Below are 17,217 nucleotides of genomic sequence, written 5' to 3'. Positions count from 1 at the left end.
TCCACCGCCCCAAGCGAAAATCGATCTCATCGCCCTTATCCGAGGCGATATATTGTTATTCCTATATTAGATCATCAGACGTAGGCTGGGGGAAGCATAATTTGTGTGTCGAGCCACCAATTTTGGCAAATATTGAGCCCGACCTCATAGATCGGCGTTGCGAAACCAGCGGATCAGAGCGGCGCGGTCTTCGGGTTCCATGTAGGTGACGTTGGCCGGTGGCATGGCATGGGTCACTCCGGCCTGCAAATAGATCTGCTGGGCATTGCGCGCAATGTCGGCCTCGGTTTCAAGCAAAACACCTTTAGGGGCCCATAGAATACCCTCCCACACCGGCTCGCGTGCATGACACATGGAACACCGGCCAAGCACGATGTCATGGGCCTCTTCGAACCCTTCGGCTGCGGCAAAGCGTTGCTCGTACGGTGTCAGCGGGGTGGCCTCTGCCTCTTCCAACGGCTGATACATGGGGACTGATGACAGCCACATGATCGCGATGAACAGCAGGGCCGTGACCAGCCAGGTCCAGGTCGGGTTTCCGGCACGGGCATGGCGGGTGTTGAAATAATGACGGATGGTGACACCCATCAAGAACACCAGGGCTGCAATGATCCAGTTATACTCGGTCGCGAAGGCCAGCGGGTAATGGTTCGACAGCATCAGGAAGACGACGGGCAGCGTCAGATAGTTGTTATGGGTCGATCGCAGCTTGGCAATCTTGCCGTATTTGGGGTCGGGCGTGCGACCGTTTTTCAGATCATCCACCACGATCCGCTGATTTGGCATGATGATGAAGAACACATTTGCCGTCATGATCGTCGCGGTAAACGCGCCCAGATGCAGCATCATGGCGCGCCCGGTGAAGATCTGGTTATAGCCCCAGCCCATCACCACAAGCAGACAAAACAGCAGGATCATCAGCAGGGTTGGGCGTTGCCCCAGGCTCGACTTGCACAGGAAGTCGTACACCAACCACCCGATGGTCAGGGACGCCGCAGAAATCAGAATGCCTTGCCACAAGGCCAGATCCGCCTTTTGCGCGTCGATCAGATAAAGCTCACCACCGACCCAATAGACGATCATCAGCAGCGCGGCCCCGCTCAGCCAGGTCGCATAGCTTTCCCATTTGAACCAGGTCAGATGGTCCGGCATTCGCTCAGGTGCGACGAGGTATTTCTGGATGTGATAAAAGCCACCGCCATGCACCTGCCATTCTTCACCGTCTGCCGGGCCGGGAATGTCGCGATTCAGCCCCAGATCCAGCGCGATAAAATAAAATGACGAGCCTATCCAGGCGATGGCCGTGATCACATGCAGCCACCGAACGGCAAAGGCCATCCAATCCCAGAAAATCGCGAAATCATACATGAAAGGGCTCTCCGACAGGGTGGCGCCACACTAGGCAAGCGGGGTTTTCTTCGGTATTCCCGTATATTGTCAAACTGTATCAAAAAAAACGATAAGATGTCCTATCTCGACAACATCCGCACCTTTGTCAGGGTCTATGATTTGGGCAGTATGTCTGCAGCCGGACGGGATTTGCGTATTTCTCCGGCAGTTACATCCGCACGGATATCGCAGTTGGAGGACCATTTGGGGGTGCGTTTGTTCCAGCGCACCACGCGCAACCTGACGCCAACAGAACAGGGAAGGGCGTTCTACCCCGGTGCCGTGGGGGTGTTGGATGCGGTCGATGATGCCGAGGCTCAGGTCATGAACCTTACCGAAGTGCCCAGGGGCTCTTTGTTTGTGGCGGCGCCTTTGGGGGTCGGGCGGCGTCTGTTGTCTCCGCATGTGCCAGAGTTTCTATCGCAATACCCCGAGATCGATGTTCGATTGCGCCTGACGGATCGTTCCGTCGATCTGACAACGGAAGGTTTGGATCTGGCGTTTTTCATTGGGCAGCCGGAAGACAGCACGTTGCGCATCCGCAAAATCGCCGATTGCCAGCGCGTTTTGTGTGCCGCGCCCGAGTATGTCGCGCGCCGCGGAATGCCGCCCTGTGGCGCGGCACTGGTTTCGGACAAACATGAGTGTCTAAATCTGCGATACCCGGGCGCGTCCGAGTTTCAGTGGCTACTGGAAACACCAGACGGGCCAAAACGGTTTGCCGTTTCGGGTCGGTTTGAATGCGATGACGGCGACGTTCTGACCGATTGGGCCGTCGCCGGGCAGGGCATCGCTTTGAAACCTGTCTTTGAAGTGGCCGAGCATCTAAAGGCCGGGCGGCTTGTGCCCGTTGCGGCCGAGACACCGCCAGTGCCGGTGCAAATGGCTTGCCTTTACACGCATCGCCGCCATCAGGATCCCAAGGCGCGTCTGTTCATGGATTTCATGATCGAACGAATTGCGAAAGTCGTCAGGCAGTCAGAGCATATCAGCTAAAAGCGCTCCCGCCCCGCTTGTGCCGTTCCGGCCCTGTGCGGCGTTGGGCGTGGCGCCGCGGTAAAACCGCGGCGCGGTAGCGTCGGATTGTGAGAGCGTGCCCTTGGTCCAGCAGAACAACCGCGTCGTGCCTGTAAGGCGCGGCGCTGGGCCCAACGGGAAGGACCTCTGACAAGAGGGCCTGACGGGCGGGAGCCCGACCAAAACAGCTCAGCTGCCGCGATAGGTTGAATAGCCGTAAGGCGACAAAAGAAGCGGCACGTGATAATGCGCCTCAGGATCGGACATGCCGAACCGGATCGGGATCTGGTCCAGAAACAGGGGGTCTGGCCCATCTTGGCCGGTCGCACGCAGATAGTCGCCTGCGAAAAAGATCAGCTCATATGTACCCGTTTTGAACTTCTCCGGTGGCAGGATCGGGCTGTCTGTTCGGCCATCCTCGTTTGTTTCAAGTTCGATCAGTTTGCGATGCGAATTCCCGGACACGCGGTAGAGCGCGATGTTGATCCCTTGGGCAGGTTGGCCAAGAGCTGTGTCCAGAACATGGGTTGTCAGATAACCTGCCATCGGGATCTCCTGAGGTCTAAGCGGCTTTTGCTTTACACTGGCGCAAACGCGCACGCCTTGGAACTGTAGAAATCGCCGGAAACTGCGTTCGGATTGATTTGATAATCCTTTGGAATTTTCTAGGGTAACTCTGCTTTCACCACGAAGATGAATTGGAATATGCCATGCAAGCGCCTCGTTACCCTCGCGACATGATCGGCTATGGCGCAACACCGCCGGATGCAAAATGGCCCGGTGGCGCAAAGTTGGCTGTGCAGATCGTGCTGAACTACGAAGAAGGCGGTGAGAACTGTGTTTTGCACGGGGATGCCGCGTCAGAGGCGTTTTTGTCTGAAATCGTGGGCGCGGCGCAATGGCAAGGGCAGCGCCATTGGAACATGGAATCGATCTATGAATATGGCGCACGCGCCGGGTTTTGGCGTCTGCACAGGCTGATGAAGGATTTGCCAATCACGGTCTATGGCGTGGCAACAGCTTTGGCGCGTTCGCCGGATCAGGTGGCCGCGATGAAAGACGCCGGGTGGGAGATCGCCAGCCACGGGCTGAAATGGGTTGAGCATAAAGACATGCCCGAAGACGAAGAGCGCGCGCAGATTGCCGAAGCGATCCGCCTGCATACCGAGGTGGTCGGGTCCCGCCCGCGCGGCTGGTATACCGGGCGGTGTTCGGAAAACACCGTGCGTCTGGTCGCGGAAGAGGGCGGTTTTGACTATGTGGCAGATACTTATGCGGATGACTTGCCCTATTGGATGAAGACCGGCGGGCGGGATCAGTTGATCGTACCTTACACGCTGGACTGTAACGATATGCGCTTTGCAACCCCTCAAGGGTTCAATGCGGGCGATCAGTTCTTCAGCTATCTGAAAGACAGTTTTGATGCGCTTTACGAAGAGGGTGAGGCGGGTGCCCCGAAGATGCTCTCCATTGGGTTGCATTGCCGTCTGATCGGTCGCCCCGGGCGTATCATGGCGTTGCGGCGGTTTCTGGACTATGCGCGCGGGTTCTCGGATGTCTGGTTCGCGACGCGGTTGCAGATTGCCAAGCATTGGGCCAGCACCCATCCGTCGGAGCCGCGGGCGAGACCATCGGAGATGGACAAGGCAAGCTTTGTCGAGCGGTTTGGCGGGGTATTCGAACACTCTGCCTGGATTGCCGAGCGGGCCTTTGAACTGGAACTTGGTCCGGCTCATGACACGGCGGGTGGGGTGCACAACGCCCTGTGTCGGATGTTCCGATCCGCAACAGAGGAAGAAAGGTTGGGCGTGCTTACGGCACATCCAGACCTGGCAGGCAAACTGGCGCAGGCGAAGAGATTGACGCAGGACAGTACGGCCGAGCAGGCCTCGGCAGGGTTGGACGCGTTGACCGACGCCGAGCGGGCACAGTTCACGGATCTGAACCAGCGTTATACCGCGCGATTCGGGTTTCCCTTCATCATTGCGGTGCGGGATCATGACAAGGCATCTATCCTGCTGGCTTTTGAGCGGCGGATCGAACAGGATCGCGAGACAGAGTTTGCCGAGGCCTGCCGCCAGGTGGAGCGGATCGCTGAATTTCGTCTGCGTGACCTGTTGCCGTCATGAGCCGCCAGGTCGTGATTCAGCCGATCTCGGCCCAGAATTTCGCACCGTTTGGGGATTTGATCCACACGGGCGGTGCGCCGGACAAGATCATCAACCAGGGGCAATGTGAGCGGTTCCATGATCGCGCGCAGCTGGATTTTGTGGAAGGGCGAGCCGGAATCAGCCTGTTCAACGCAAATCCGCGCGCTTTGCCGTATCACCTGGATATGGTTGAACGGCATCCTGAGGGCAGTCAGGCCTTTATCCCGATGACTTACCAGCCATTTCTGGTGATTGTTGCAAAGGATCACAACGGCCAGCCCGGAAGGCCACAGGCTTTTCTGACCCAGCCCGGGCAGGCGGTGAACTATCATCGCCGAACCTGGCATGGGGTTCTGACGCCCTTGCACGGGCCAGGTTTGTTTGCGGTGGTTGACCGCATCGGCGCTGGGGACAATTTGGAAGAGTTCTGGTTCGATGCGCCCTACGAGGTTGTCAGCGGTTGACAGAGAGCTCCCGCCCGGTCCGCATGCATCGAAGATGCATCTTGACCGGTTGGGCCGGGCAGGGTGCGGGCAGGCCCGCCCCCTGCGTCAGCACGACGCCATCAGGCGGGCCACGTCCAGCATGCGCGCAGAAAAGCCCCATTCATTGTCGTACCAGCCAAACACGCGAACCTGCTGAGCGCCGATCTGCCGTGTTTCGGGTCCAGCGATGACCAGCGATTCACTGCGGCTGCGCAGGTCGGAAGAGACCAGGGGATCATCTGTCCAACCCAGCACAGGTGAGGCCGCGACAGCAGAGCGTAATGCCGTGTCGAATTCGGACGCCTGCATCTCGCGTCCAAGGGTCACCACCAGATCAACGGCGGACACACTGGCGGTGGGAACACGAACAGCGGCACCTGAAATACGGCCTGCAAGATGCGGAAGAACCTCATCAATCAGGTGAGTGGCGCTGGTGGTTGTGGGCACCATCGAGAGGGCTCCGGCGCGAGACCGGGCAAGATCGCCGCGTGGCGCGTCCACCATGGGTTGGCTGTTGGTGTAGCAATGGATCGTGGTCATATGCGCCGATGCGACGCCCGCCACGGTATCGATAACCTTGATCAATGGTGCGAGCCCATTCGTGGTACAGGACGCGTTGGACACGATCTGCGCGTCACCCAGCGCGTCGTCGTTGGCTCCCAGCACAAGCGTGATCTCGGCGGCAGGCGATGGGCCAGAGATCAGCACTTTGCGAGCCCCCGCACTCAGACCCTGACGGGCAACATCCGAGGTGCGCGCAATGCCGGTGCAATCGAGCAGGACATCGACGCCTTGAAGGTTCACGCTGCTTAGATCCGCGCTGTGGGTCATCGGGTAACTGCGGCCATCGATATTGAGCGCAGCGCTCTCGGCCACGACATCACCGGCATAAGGTCCGAAGGTGCTGTCGTATTTGAACAGGTAAGCGCAGGTGTCCAGTGGTGCGATGTCATTGATCAACACCACCTCGACATCTGATCCTTGCGGCAGGGCCAGAACCTGACGCAGGATCGTGCGGCCAATCCGACCGAATCCATTGATCGCGAGTTTCATGCGCAAGCTATGGCAGGAGGTCCCAAGGACCTCAATGCCCATTCAAGGGCTTAGGATCCGCAGTTCACCTGCGAAAAGAACTGGCCCGAGATGTTTTGATACATGCTGTTCACAATAACCTTGCAGCCGGTGGCCTGTTGAATGGCCGCGATGGCCTGCGTGGTGCGCAGCATCGCAGGACGGCCAAACGGGTTGAGGTTGTTGTTGTCGCGGGTTGCGCGATAAATCACCGGCTCATCGGCGACCTGAGTTACGGCCCATGTCCTTGTGAAAACCGTCACGGATTTGGTGTCTTCCGCTGCGGCCACCGGAGCCGAAAACACAGCTGAAAGTCCCAAGGTGCAGCAAAGGGTCAAAGTCAGGGCGCGCAATCGCATAAAACAGTCTCCGTATTTGAACTTCTTTCATCTCATCAGATTGCGGCGGTTCTGTGAAGCCCCGATACGAAGGAACACCTCAGCGTGACAAAGACAGCGGCATGTGCCGGTTTACATCTTTGTAGAGCAGGTAGCGAAAACGCCCCGGCCCCCCGGCATAACAGGCTTGCGGGCAGAAGGCGCGCAGCCACATATAGTCGCCAGCCTCGACCTCGACCCAATCCTGGTTGAGCCGGTAGACTGCCTTGCCTTCCAAAACATACAGCCCGTGTTCCATGACATGGGTTTCAGCGAAAGGAATGACGCCGCCGGGTTCAAAGGTGACGATGTTGACATGCATGTCGTGGCGCATGTCGTCGGGGTCGGCAAACCGTGTTGTGGCCCAGCGGCCTTCGGTGCCGGGCATGGGTTTTGGGGCAATCTCGCGTTCGTTGGTGATGATCGGATCGGGCAGGGGCAGGCCTTGGACCGGCTGATAAGCTTTGCGGATCCAGTGAAACCGTGCGACCGGGCCTGCGCGATTGTGCAGCGTCCAGTCACTGCCCGGTGGGATATAGGCATAGCCGCCTTCCTCAAGCACGTGGCTTTCGCCACCCAGTGTCAAGGTAATCGCACCTTCCACAACAAACAGAACGCCCTGAGCCTGTGGGTCGGTCTCGGGGCGGTCGCTGCCGCCACCCGGTTGCACCTCCATGATGTATTGCGAAAAGGTTTCTGCAAATCCGCTGAGGGGGCGCGACAGGACCCAGAGGCGTGTGCCTGTCCAGAAGGGCAGGCAGCTTGTCACGATGTCACGCATCGTGCCTTTGGGGATGACCGCATAAGCCTCGGTAAACATGGCGCGATCAGTCAAGAGCTGCGTCTGGTCGGGGTGCCCGCCCTGTGGCGCGTAATAGCTGGGGTTTTTCATCTGCTGCCTCGGAGCTGTGTTGCAGTGACTATGGGGTGAAGTTGCATACGCGCCTAGAGTTGGCGTTGCGATAGGATTGTTCGGGATATTTTGAAGGTGGTCTTGGCGCTGCCGATTGGGCGCTGTAAGCTGATCTCAATACGTTTTAGCAGGAGGGGCCGCTATGAATGCCCGCATTACTTTGGCCGTTATTTCGTTGGTACTGGCTACAAGTGCCGCGCAAGCCAAGCCGCTGTCTCGGATCATCGCCGAGATGGGGCTGACTCCGGCAGATTTCGAGGTTGTCAGCGCCAATTCGAACGAACTTTTGGCAAGTGGGCCTTCGACAGGCAAAGAACGCTCTTGGGTGAATGCTGAGACCGGGTCCAAGGGCGTGATCCGGATCGGGGCCGTTCAAGACAATTGCGTCATTCTGCAACATTTCGTGGAACCGGCCGGTGAAAATGCGCGCGAGATCCGAACGCGGCGCTGCAACGACGGTAATGGTAACTGGATTTTGTCGCCCTGACGGTGCGCGCCTAGTACCCGCGCGCGCGGTCAACCTCGTGCAACAGATCTGTACCCGCTGTGAGTCGGCGAAAGTTCTCAATAACATCGGTCAGCGCGTCGCCCAGGAACCAGCCCGATACATGTGGCGTGATCGTAACGCTGGGATGCTGCCAAAGGGGGCTATCGGCAGGTAATGGTTCTTTGCTGGTGACGTCCAGAACTGCGTGGCCGGGAGTACCTTGATCCAGCGCGGCGATCAGCGCCGCTTCGTCGATCAAATCGCCTCGGCCTGCGTTCAATAATTGGCTGCCAGGTTTCATCTGCGCCAACATCCGAGCATCGAACAAGCCCGTTGTGTCAGGAGTGGACGGCAGGATGGCGCAGACATGGTCGCATTGGCTCAAGAGCTGCGGCAAAGCAGCTGCACCATGCAGGCAGGTGACGCCTTGGATCTGCTTTGGCGATCGGCTCCATCCCATCACTTGAAACCCGATCATGTTCAACATCGTTGCGGTGCGGTTTCCGATATGGCCCAGACCCAGCACGCCCACGACAGTATCGGGCGTATATACGGGGGCTTTTGACACCCACTCCGACCGGCTCTGGGCGGCCTGATGAAACGCCATGTGCCTTTGGTGGCGCAGGATATAGGCGAGAAACCATTCGGCGATTCCCTGCGCTGGGGCGTCAGGCTTTAGACGGGTGACCCGAATGTGGTCAGGCAGTGCGGGGTTATGAACAATTGTTTCGACCCCGGCGCCCAGCTTTTGGATCAGCTTCAGATTTGGCAGGCCGCGCATACGGTCCGTATTCAGGTTCGCAACCGCCATCATTGTGATCTCTTCGGGATTGCCCAGGTTTTCGGGTGTGCGCAGGTCCAGATCCGGGGCGGATTTTCCGATATCTCGGGCGAGGTCCTCATTGCTAATCCATCCCGTCATTCCGGTTTCAATCAACAGAGCCATTCGCCGGTTCCTTACTTTGGAATTTCCTACAGTGACGTTCCGTCACCCAACTGGACGCCTGCGGCCAGCTAAGCCATCCTTCGGCCAAAGGTAAAGCCCATGCACCGGGGCCAAGGAGGATTTGCCATGACCATGACATTTGGACTGCGTGAAGAGAATCAAGCTCTGTTGCAACGCGTGGCCGATATGATCCGAGACGAGGTCATGCCGCTGGAACAGGAATACCACGACGAAATCGGCAAGGGCGACCGCTGGCAATATACAGAACGCCAGGCGGAAATCCTTGAGGGGCTCAAAGCCAAGGCCAAAGCGGCGGGTCTTTGGAATTTCTGGCTGACAGACAGCGACAAGGGCTATGGGCTGACAACGGTTGAATATGCCTATTTCGCCGAAGAGATGGGCAAGACACCGCTTGGTGCCGAGGTGTTCAACTGCTCGGCCCCAGACACCGGCAATATGGAAGTGTTCGAACGCTACGGCTCTGAAAAAATGAAGCAAGAGTGGCTGGAACCGCTGCTCGATGGGCAGATCCGTTCGGCCTATTTGATGACCGAGCCGGATGTGGCCTCGTCAGATGCCACCAACATCTCGATGTCCTGTGTGCGCGATGGGGAAGATTACGTCCTGAACGGTGAAAAATGGTGGTCGTCCGGGGCCGGTGATCCCCGCTGTAAAGTTTACATCGTGATGGTCAAAACCGGTGGTGAAGACCTGCCCAAACATCAGCGTCAATCGATGATCGTGGTTCCGGCAGACAGCCCCGGCATCGAAATCCTGCGCCCGATGGAAGTCTATGGCCATGACGACGCGCCCCATGGTCACATGCATATCCGGTTTTCGGATGTGCGCGTCCCGGCCGAAAACATGCTACTGGGCGAAGGCCGGGGGTTCGAGATAGCGCAGGGACGCCTTGGGCCCGGACGCATCCATCACTGCATGCGTGCCATCGGACAGGCCGAAGCCGCGCTTGAGCAGATGTGCCAACGGTCGCTGCGGCGCGAGGCGTTTGGTAAGAAACTGGCTCAGTTGGGGGCCAATTACGACATTATCGCCGAATGCCGAATGGAGATCGAAATGGCCCGACTGCTATGCCTGAAGGCGGCATGGTACATGGATCAGGGCGATGCGCGGGCGGCAGCACCCTGGATCAGCCAGATCAAAGTGATCGCGCCCCGGGTGGCCCTGAAGGTGATCGACGAAGCGGTGCAGATGTTTGGTGCACAAGGCATCAGCCAAGACACGCCACTGGCCAATGCCTGGACCCACGTGCGCACCCTGCGCCTTGCTGACGGGCCGGATGCGGTCCATCGCCGTCAGGTGGCGCGAGCCGAACTGAAGAAATACACTCAGGAAAAGGTCTAAGCACCTTTGTCTGCCCCCATCGACTTGGACCAGCACGCCTATTTCCACCTGCGCGATGACGGGGTTTTTGTGGGCAATGATGCCGCGCGGGGGCCGTGGTCGGCAGATCACTGCCATGCCGGTCCGGTGAGTGGCCTGATCGTGCGGGCCGCCGAGACCGAGATTGGCCCGGACAAGATGCTGACCCGGCTGACGGTCGACTTGCTGCGGCCTTTGCCGTTGGCCGGGTTGCGCGTCGCCGCCGAGACAACCCGGCACACCAAGACGCTGGGCACAACGCGGGTGACTGTGCATGATCTGGACGACACGCTATGCGCGACGGCCACAACCATGCATCTGACCCGACGTGATCTTGGTGATGTTCCCAATGTCGAACAGGTTGGACCACGGCTTGAGACCATCGTGGACGGGCCGTTCCCCATTGGTGAAATGCGCCACGATCTAACGGGCTTTGCGCATCATTCTGAAATTGCCTATCCCAAAGGTGGCAACCAGGGGGCCGGGCCCAAGACCATATGGATGCGCACGCCGCAACTGCTGGAAGGCGAGGTCCAATCGCCGATTCAGGCGCTGTGTCCTTTGGCTGACTGCGGCAACGGTATTTCGTGGAACGCGCCGACGACCCAGATGGGATTCATGAACACGGATCTGACGGTGAATATCCACCGCGAACCTGTCTCGGACTGGCTCGCCTCCGAGTCAGTCTCGCATTGGCAAAGCTCGGGGATCGGCATGTCGCAATCGGTGCTCTATGACACACAAGGGCCGGTTGGGACGGCTTTGCAAACCCTGGTGCTGTTTCCACCGCATCGGTAATTGGCCGGTTTTCGCAGGAATGGGTGAATGTTGATTGCCCCTTGGGGGGCACCATTCTATCTTCGTATCATGCGTATCTGGACCAAAGCCTTGATTGCGGTTTGCTTGCCCCTGTCGGCGGCGGCCCATCCGCATGTATTCATCGACACCGGGCTCGAGCTGATCATTGATGAGACCGGTCAACTGACCCATGTTCGGGTGACCTGGGCGTATGATGAGTTCTATTCGTTGCTGATCCTCGAAGATTTTCGTCTGGACAATGACGCGGATGGCATCCTGACCCAAGCCGAAACCGAGTATCTGACTGGTTTCGATGCGCAGTGGGTCGAGGGCTATAATGGCGATCTCGTTATCGCGCGCGACGGTGTCGTTGTGCCGTTGTCCGGTCCGATGGAGCCGACAGCCACAACGGAGAACGGGCGTATTGTCACAACGCATTTGCGTGCCGTGGAAGGCGGTGGTGTGCCAGCCACCGGCCTGTCAGCCAAAGCGTTTGATGAGACCTATTACACCTATTACGACATGACCCGGCCGGTTACCGTAGAAGGTGGCTCGGCCTGCATGATCGAACGGATTGATCCCGATATCGACGGTCAGCTTGCGCAGATGCAGGCGTTCCTTTTGACTCTGGATGCCGATTACGATCTGGAAGAAAACGACATTCCGCTGGTGGGCGAGAATTTTGCAACCGAGATCCGCCTGACATGTCCCGATACCTGATTATTCCGGTTTTTCTGGCCTGCGCAGTTCTGCTCTGGTTCTGGGGCAGCGGCGGGTTCGACAGCCTTGCGGCCTGGGCTGCGGGCGAACAAAGGGCCTTTCAGAACCAGATCGCCCGGTCTTTGCGGGCGGCAAAGGCGGAACAACCGGCGGCGGTTGCCACGCTGCTGGGTGTCTGTTTCGCCTACGGGTTTTTCCATGCAATCGGACCGGGGCACGGAAAGGTTCTGATCGGAGGCTACGGGCTGGGTCGACAAGTGGCCTTTTGGCGTCTGTCGGCCATCAGCGTATTGTCGAGCCTGGGCCAAGCCGTGACAGCTGTTGTACTGGTCTATGCCGGAGTGTTGGTGTTCCAGATGTCGCGGCAGACGCTGGTTGGCACCACCGAGCGCATCATGGCACCTGTCAGCTATGGCGCAATTGCTCTGATCGGGTTGTGGTTGGTGTTTCGTGCCCTTCGTGGCTTTGCGCGACAGCATCAAAGTGGCAAGGCGCAGGACCACCATCACCATGATCATAGCCATGATCATAGCCATGATCATCACCATGACGGAGAGGTCTGTTCAAGCTGCGGTCACAAACATGGCCCGACAGCCGAAGAGGTCGCAAATGTCGGATCGCTGCGAGAAGCTCTGGCGCTGATTGCGGGGATTGCGGTACGACCCTGTACTGGCGCCTTGTTCGTTCTGATCCTGACCTGGCAGATGGGGATCGCGATGGTCGGTGTCGCGGGCGCTTTTGCCATGGCGCTGGGCACGGCGACAGTCACCACATTGGTGGGCTGGACATCCTTTGGCCTGCGGGGCGGGTTGTTGGCCTCAGCCTCGGCCACGCGTTTTGCGGCGATCCTTGCGCCCACGATCGAACTGCTTGCCGGTCTGATCATCGCGGCAATCGCCAGCGGCCTTTTGCTGCGCGCGATCTGAGTTAGTCAAACACCGGTTCAGGATAGCCAACCCGCGCCAGATACAACCCCTGCGGCGGGCAAACCGGCCCACAGGCGGCGCGGGTTTTGGCCTCTAACGCATCACGCACATCCTGCGGTGACCAGGCCCCGGTACCAACCCGTTCCAGCGTACCGACAAAGCTGCGCACCTGATTGTGCAGGAAGGACCGGGCACGCACGTGGAAATGGATCTCGGGGCCGGAAAACCCTTGCAACTGCTCGACGCGCAGCTCGTCCAGGGTTTTGACCGGGGTGGCTGCCTGACATATTGATGACCGAAACGTTGTGAAATCATGACGGCCCAGCAACATGTCCGCACCGGCCTGCATAGCGGTCACATCAAGCTCGTGGTTAATCTGCCAAACCTGACCCCTGTCATGGGTCGCAGGTGCGCGGCGCATCAGAATGCGAAACAGATATTGACGCTCAAGCGCTGAAAACCGGGCGTGCCAGTCATCAGCGACCCGCGCGGCGCCAACGATGGCCACCGGCTGAGGCTTGAGGTGATAGTTCAACGCCTCAGACAGGCGGAACGGGTCCCAATCCTTGACCAGATCGCAATGGGCCACTTGCCCCAACGCATGGACGCCCGCGTCCGTCCTCCCGGCAGCTGCTATGGTGTGGTCGCCGGGTTGAATGCACGACAGGGCCCGTTCAATCGCACCCTGCACCGACGGTTGGTCCTTTTGCCGTTGCCATCCGGCAAACGGCTCCCCCTGGTATTCGACTTTCAACGCGTATCTGGGCATGTGCTGCTGGTAGCGCGCACGGCCAAAAGGGGCAAGAGCGGGAAAAGCGCTGGCATGTGCTGCGGGTGCTACCTATCTTGGGGGAAAGGATTTTTGCGGGGCGACAGATTGGTCATTTCAGCGCTGGCAGACAATTTGGCACGCGGTGTCGAAACCATCGGCGACACTGTGTCCGAAGCGCTGTTCGAGCCGGTGATCCGGCTGGGCGTGACCGGGTTGGCGCGGTCGGGCAAAACGGTTTTCATCTCGTCGCTGGTGGCAAACCTGTTGGACCGCGGTCGCATGACCGGACTTGTGGCCCAGCAAGAGGGGCGCATTCACGCCGCCTATCTGCAGCCACAGCCTGATGACACCGTGCCGCGCTTTGACTATGAGGCGCATTTGTCGGCGCTGACCGGCCCGTCACCGCATTGGCCCGAAAGCACGCGTTCGGTTTCTGAGTTGCGGCTGTCCTTCAAGGCGCGACCTGCGGGGTTATTGGCCGGGTTGCAGGGTCCCCGGACCATCCATCTGGACATCGTAGATTATCCCGGCGAATGGCTTCTGGATTTGGCACTGCTTGATAAGAGCTACGCCGAATGGTCCACGGAAACGCTTGCACGGATCAAGACGCGCCCCGAGGCTGCGGGATTTCTGACGCAATTGGAGCAGGTTGATCCAGCAGGCGCGCATGAGGAGCCGGTCGCACAGGGCCTTGCAACGGCGTTTTCGGACTATCTGAATGCCGCCCGCGAGGCGGGGTTTTACGACTGCACACCCGGGCGGTTCCTTCTGCCCGGCGATCTGGCGGGGTCTCCGGTTTTGACATTTGCACCGCTGCCCGTCGACGGCGCTGCGCGTCGCCGCACCCTGCATCGCGAGCTTGAGCGGCGGTTCGAGGCCTATAAGGCGCAAGTGGTCAAACCCTTCTTTCGCGACCACTTTTCCCGCATCGACCGTCAGGTCGTTTTGGTGGATGCGCTGGGCGCGATCCATAAAGGCCCGCAAGCGGTCGAGGATATGCGGCGCGCCATGGCGGATATCCTGTCAGCTTTCCGACCCGGCAAAAACGCGTGGTTGACCCAGCTTTTGCTGGGCAAACGGGTCGAACGCATTCTGTTTGCGGCCACCAAAGCGGATCATCTACACCATCTGCAACACCCGCGCCTGACCGCGATCATGGAGGCGCTGACCCGCGACGCGCAGGATCGTGCAAAATTTGCGGGGGCCGAGACGGCAGCGCTGTCGCTGGCCTCGCTACGTGCCACAACCGAAGAGATGCGGGCGCATAACGGAACCGAATTGCCTTGCGTGCGCGGCCGGTTGGCCGAGACCGGAAAGCTGGCGGCGTTTTATCCCGGCGCTTTGCCCGAAGATCCGGCCCATTTACTGGCCCCGGCGCGGGACGGCGCGCAAAGCTGGCTGGATGCCGATTATGGCTTCATGTCGTTCGCACCCGCCGCCCTAAGCCTGCGTCCAGGCGATGGCCCGCCGCATATCCGGTTGGATCGGGCGGCGCAGTTTCTGATCGGAGACCGCTTGTGACTGTCCTCTTGCGCCCGGCCCGCAGCACGGATGCAGGGGCCACGGGTGATATCCTGCACCGGTTTGCCACCGAAACGGATTGGATGCCCAAACTGCACAGCGGCGCCGAGGCCATTGCCTTTTGTGGCCAGATGATTGACCGAGGCTGGGTCACGGTGGCCGTGAGCGAAAAGGGCGTGGTGGGATTTCTGGCGCGCAACGGCGCAGAGGTGCACGCGCTTTATCTGCGCCGGGCGTCTTGCGGGCAGGGGCTCGGGCAGCGGCTGTTGGATGACGCCAAGTCTGAAAGCCCGCTCTTGAGCCTTTACACCTTTCAAGCCAATCAGGGCGCGCGCCGGTTCTATGAACGCAACGGTTTTGTCGAGCTGGAGCGCGGCGATGGGTCGGGCAATGAAGAGAACCTGCCCGACATTAAACTCGGCTGGACCCGTCAGGAGGCCACAGATGGCTAAAGGCCCAGTACTTTTCGATCTGGATGACGACACTCCCGAAACGGATGTCGCTCAGGCACCGCCTGTGCCCGATATCGCCCAGCCTCAGGGGCATGCGATGCAGGGGGCCGCGCGGCTGGCTGCGCGCAAACCTTCGGCCTTGTCCAAATGGTTCTGGGGGCTTTCGGTGTCGGTTGTGGGCGCTGTCGTCTCGGTCGCTGCGTGGGATTTTGCGCAATCGCTTTTGGACCGGTCACCTGTGCTGGGTACGATTGTCTCTGGCCTGATCATCGCCTTGCTGTGTGTCGTGTTGATCATTGTGATCCGCGAACTGGCCGCCATTGGCCGTCTGTCACGGGTCGATGGGATGCGCCGCGCGGCAGATACTGCATTGGCCGAAGAGGATCTGGCACAAGCGCGTGCTGTCACCACCCGCTTGCTGGCCTTCTACGCAGGCCGGGACGAGACGCGATGGGGCCATGATCGCCTGACCGAGCGCATGGACGATCAGTTCGACGCGTCCGGCCTTTTGGGCCTGGCCGAGGACGAATTGCTAGCCTCGCTTGATACCGCCGCCAGTCGCGAGGTCGAGGCGGCAGCGCGTCAGGTGGCGACGGTGACGGCTCTGGTTCCTTTGGCACTGGCGGATGTGGCCACTGCGCTTGCAAGTTCGTTACGGATGATCCGCCGCATCGCCGAGATCTACGGAGGGCGCGCGGGGTTTCTTGGCAGTTGGCGCCTTACCCGCGCTGTGTTCGTGCATCTGGTGGCAACCGGGGCCGTCGCTGTTGGCGATGACCTGCTTGAGCCCATTCTGGGTGGCTCCGTCCTCAGCAAATTATCACGACGTTTTGGCGAAGGTCTGGTGAATGGGGCGTTGACTGCAAGAGTTGGGGTTGCCGCGATGGAGGTGTGCCGGCCTTTGCCGTTCTCGGACCGTCACAAGCCTTCGACCCGTGGCGTTATCAAACGTGCGCTGAGCGGGGTGTTCAACAAGACTTGATCTGTCGCAAAGCGCGGGTGCGCCGGTTTCCGCAGAATGAAGGCGGAGCCAGCCATGACCGACCACGGCCACAGTCAGCAAGAAATTGTCGCGCGGATCAACGCGCCACCCGGACGCGGCGTATTGCGCGATGTGGTTTATGGTGGCATCGACGGGTCCGTGACCACCTTTGCCATTGTCGCAGGCGTGGCGGGCGCGGGCTTGTCGCCTTTCGTGATCGTGGCCCTTGGGCTGGCAAATGTTCTGGCGGATGGGTTCTCGATGGCGGCGGGCAACTATTCCGGAACCAAGGCCGAGTTGGACAACATCCGTCGCATCCGCGCGATCGAACAGCGCCATATCAGCTTGTACCCTGATGGCGAACGGGCAGAGGCGCGCGAGATTTTGGCGCAGAAAGGGCTTGCCGGACGCGTGCTGGAAGACGCGACCGATGCTGTGACCGCTGATCAAGTCAATTGGATCAACCTGATGATCGAAGGTGAATACGGGTTGGGCAGCGTCGACCCGCACCCGATGAAAGCAGCCGTTGCGACCTTTCTCGCCTTTTTGGTCGCCGGGATGATCCCTCTGTTGCCGTTCGTGATGTCCTGGCCGGACGCCTTTACACTGTCGGTCTGGATGACGATGGCGGTTTTTTTCGCCATCGGTGCGCTCAAAAGTCGGTGGTCACTGGCGCCTTGGTGGCGATCGGGGGGTGAGACATTGCTGATTGGTGGCGCCGCAGCTGCGATCGCCTATCTGGTCGGGTCGCTGTTTCATCCATAAAACCTGCCAAAAGGTTTGAGCCCAGGCGCAAACTCACTAATGTGGTCGAAAAACATAAGGTTACAC

19 protein-coding genes are annotated in these 17,217 nt (G+C 59.5%); 12 read left to right on the top strand and 7 right to left on the bottom strand.

Going from position 1 to position 17,217, the window contains the following annotated elements; translation table 11 throughout:
- Positions 1-144: 144 nt before the first annotated feature.
- Entirely contained in the window at positions 145-1,368 is a 1,224-nt protein-coding gene (locus GOV38_RS15005; RefSeq protein ID WP_171209470.1) for a urate hydroxylase PuuD, read from the bottom strand.
- Positions 1,369-1,464: 96 nt separating this feature from the next.
- On the opposite strand from GOV38_RS15005, the gene GOV38_RS15000 reads away from it, so the two are divergent.
- Positions 1,465-2,385: a LysR family transcriptional regulator gene (locus GOV38_RS15000; RefSeq protein WP_171209471.1), complete on the top strand. Its 921-nt coding sequence runs from the start codon at positions 1,465-1,467 to the stop codon at positions 2,383-2,385.
- Positions 2,386-2,595: 210 nt separating this feature from the next.
- Here the strand turns inward: GOV38_RS15000 and uraH are convergent, their stop codons facing one another.
- Positions 2,596-2,952: a hydroxyisourate hydrolase gene (uraH, locus tag GOV38_RS14995; protein ID WP_171131555.1), complete on the bottom strand. Its 357-nt coding sequence runs from the start codon at positions 2,950-2,952 to the stop codon at positions 2,596-2,598.
- 164 nt (positions 2,953-3,116) lie between these two features.
- On the opposite strand from uraH, the gene puuE reads away from it, so the two are divergent.
- Complete coding sequence (gene puuE, locus GOV38_RS14990) at positions 3,117-4,535, top strand: allantoinase PuuE (protein WP_171209472.1); 1,419 nt, start codon at positions 3,117-3,119, stop codon at positions 4,533-4,535.
- Positions 4,532-5,020 carry an ureidoglycolate lyase gene (locus GOV38_RS14985; protein WP_171209473.1) on the top strand — a complete coding sequence of 163 codons (489 nt, stop codon included), beginning with the start codon at positions 4,532-4,534 and terminating at the stop codon, positions 5,018-5,020. Before puuE ends, GOV38_RS14985 begins: the two co-directional genes overlap by 4 nt.
- 87 nt (positions 5,021-5,107) lie before the next feature.
- On the opposite strand, the gene GOV38_RS14980 is transcribed toward GOV38_RS14985, so the two are convergent.
- The 3 genes from GOV38_RS14980 to GOV38_RS14970 all read right to left on the bottom strand — a co-directional run bounded on the left by GOV38_RS14980 (position 5,108) and on the right by GOV38_RS14970 (position 7,381).
- Positions 5,108-6,094 carry a type I glyceraldehyde-3-phosphate dehydrogenase gene (locus GOV38_RS14980; protein ID WP_171209474.1) on the bottom strand — a complete coding sequence of 329 codons (987 nt, stop codon included), beginning with the start codon at positions 6,092-6,094 and terminating at the stop codon, positions 5,108-5,110.
- 50 nt (positions 6,095-6,144) lie between these two features.
- Positions 6,145-6,471: a hypothetical protein gene (locus GOV38_RS14975; RefSeq protein ID WP_171100480.1), complete on the bottom strand. Its 327-nt coding sequence runs from the start codon at positions 6,469-6,471 to the stop codon at positions 6,145-6,147.
- 79 nt (positions 6,472-6,550) lie between these two features.
- Positions 6,551-7,381 (bottom strand): bifunctional allantoicase/(S)-ureidoglycine aminohydrolase, encoded by an 831-nt coding sequence (locus GOV38_RS14970; RefSeq protein WP_171209475.1) that lies wholly within the window; start codon positions 7,379-7,381, stop codon positions 6,551-6,553.
- Between the two features lie 163 nt (positions 7,382-7,544).
- On the opposite strand from GOV38_RS14970, the gene GOV38_RS14965 reads away from it, so the two are divergent.
- A complete protein-coding gene (locus GOV38_RS14965; RefSeq protein ID WP_171209476.1) occupies positions 7,545-7,889 on the top strand; it encodes a hypothetical protein in 345 nt (114 codons plus the stop codon).
- A 10-nt stretch (positions 7,890-7,899) separates the two neighbouring features.
- Here the strand turns inward: GOV38_RS14965 and GOV38_RS14960 are convergent, their stop codons facing one another.
- Entirely contained in the window at positions 7,900-8,835 is a 936-nt protein-coding gene (locus tag GOV38_RS14960) for a glyoxylate/hydroxypyruvate reductase A (RefSeq protein ID WP_171209477.1), read from the bottom strand.
- A gap of 126 nt (positions 8,836-8,961) precedes the next feature.
- Between GOV38_RS14960 and GOV38_RS14955 the strand changes: the two genes are divergently transcribed.
- The 4 genes from GOV38_RS14955 to GOV38_RS14940 are packed head-to-tail and all read left to right on the top strand — an operon-like array spanning position 8,962 to position 12,659.
- Positions 8,962-10,197 carry an acyl-CoA dehydrogenase family protein gene (locus GOV38_RS14955; protein ID WP_171209478.1) on the top strand — a complete coding sequence of 412 codons (1,236 nt, stop codon included), beginning with the start codon at positions 8,962-8,964 and terminating at the stop codon, positions 10,195-10,197.
- Positions 10,198-10,203: 6 nt separating this feature from the next.
- Positions 10,204-11,013, top strand: a complete 810-nt coding sequence (locus GOV38_RS14950; protein ID WP_171100470.1) for a thioesterase family protein — start codon at positions 10,204-10,206, stop codon at positions 11,011-11,013.
- 27 nt (positions 11,014-11,040) lie between these two features.
- Entirely contained in the window at positions 11,041-11,733 is a 693-nt protein-coding gene (locus GOV38_RS14945; protein ID WP_254430589.1) for a DUF1007 family protein, read from the top strand.
- The gene (locus tag GOV38_RS14940) at positions 11,718-12,659 is read left to right on the top strand and encodes a nickel/cobalt transporter (protein ID WP_171209479.1); all 942 of its coding nucleotides are present in this window, start codon (positions 11,718-11,720) and stop codon (positions 12,657-12,659) included. The genes GOV38_RS14945 and GOV38_RS14940 overlap by 16 nt, the downstream gene beginning before the upstream one ends.
- A gap of 1 nt (position 12,660) precedes the next feature.
- Here the strand turns inward: GOV38_RS14940 and truA are convergent, their stop codons facing one another.
- On the bottom strand, positions 12,661-13,428 hold the full coding sequence (gene truA / locus GOV38_RS14935) for a tRNA pseudouridine(38-40) synthase TruA (protein WP_171209480.1): 768 nt from the start codon (positions 13,426-13,428) through the stop codon (positions 12,661-12,663).
- A 108-nt stretch (positions 13,429-13,536) separates the two neighbouring features.
- Between truA and GOV38_RS14930 the strand changes: the two genes are divergently transcribed.
- The 4 genes from GOV38_RS14930 to GOV38_RS14915 are packed head-to-tail and all read left to right on the top strand — an operon-like array spanning position 13,537 to position 17,151.
- Positions 13,537-14,952, top strand: coding sequence for a YcjX family protein (locus GOV38_RS14930; protein ID WP_171209621.1), 1,416 nt, complete (start codon positions 13,537-13,539; stop codon positions 14,950-14,952).
- Positions 14,949-15,404: a GNAT family N-acetyltransferase gene (locus tag GOV38_RS14925; RefSeq protein WP_171209481.1), complete on the top strand. Its 456-nt coding sequence runs from the start codon at positions 14,949-14,951 to the stop codon at positions 15,402-15,404. The genes GOV38_RS14930 and GOV38_RS14925 overlap by 4 nt, the downstream gene beginning before the upstream one ends.
- The gene (locus GOV38_RS14920) at positions 15,397-16,386 is read left to right on the top strand and encodes a YcjF family protein (protein WP_171209482.1); all 990 of its coding nucleotides are present in this window, start codon (positions 15,397-15,399) and stop codon (positions 16,384-16,386) included. Before GOV38_RS14925 ends, GOV38_RS14920 begins: the two co-directional genes overlap by 8 nt.
- Positions 16,387-16,440: 54 nt before the next feature.
- Positions 16,441-17,151 carry a VIT1/CCC1 transporter family protein gene (locus GOV38_RS14915; protein WP_171209483.1) on the top strand — a complete coding sequence of 237 codons (711 nt, stop codon included), beginning with the start codon at positions 16,441-16,443 and terminating at the stop codon, positions 17,149-17,151.
- The last annotated feature ends 66 nt before the right edge of the window (positions 17,152-17,217 follow it).

It is taken from the genome of Ruegeria sp. HKCCA5839 (assembly GCF_013035585.1).
Taxonomy (GTDB): domain Bacteria; phylum Pseudomonadota; class Alphaproteobacteria; order Rhodobacterales; family Rhodobacteraceae; genus Ruegeria.
The sequence above is the reverse complement of the archived record's forward strand: the minus strand, read 5'-3'. Positions and strand labels throughout refer to the sequence as shown.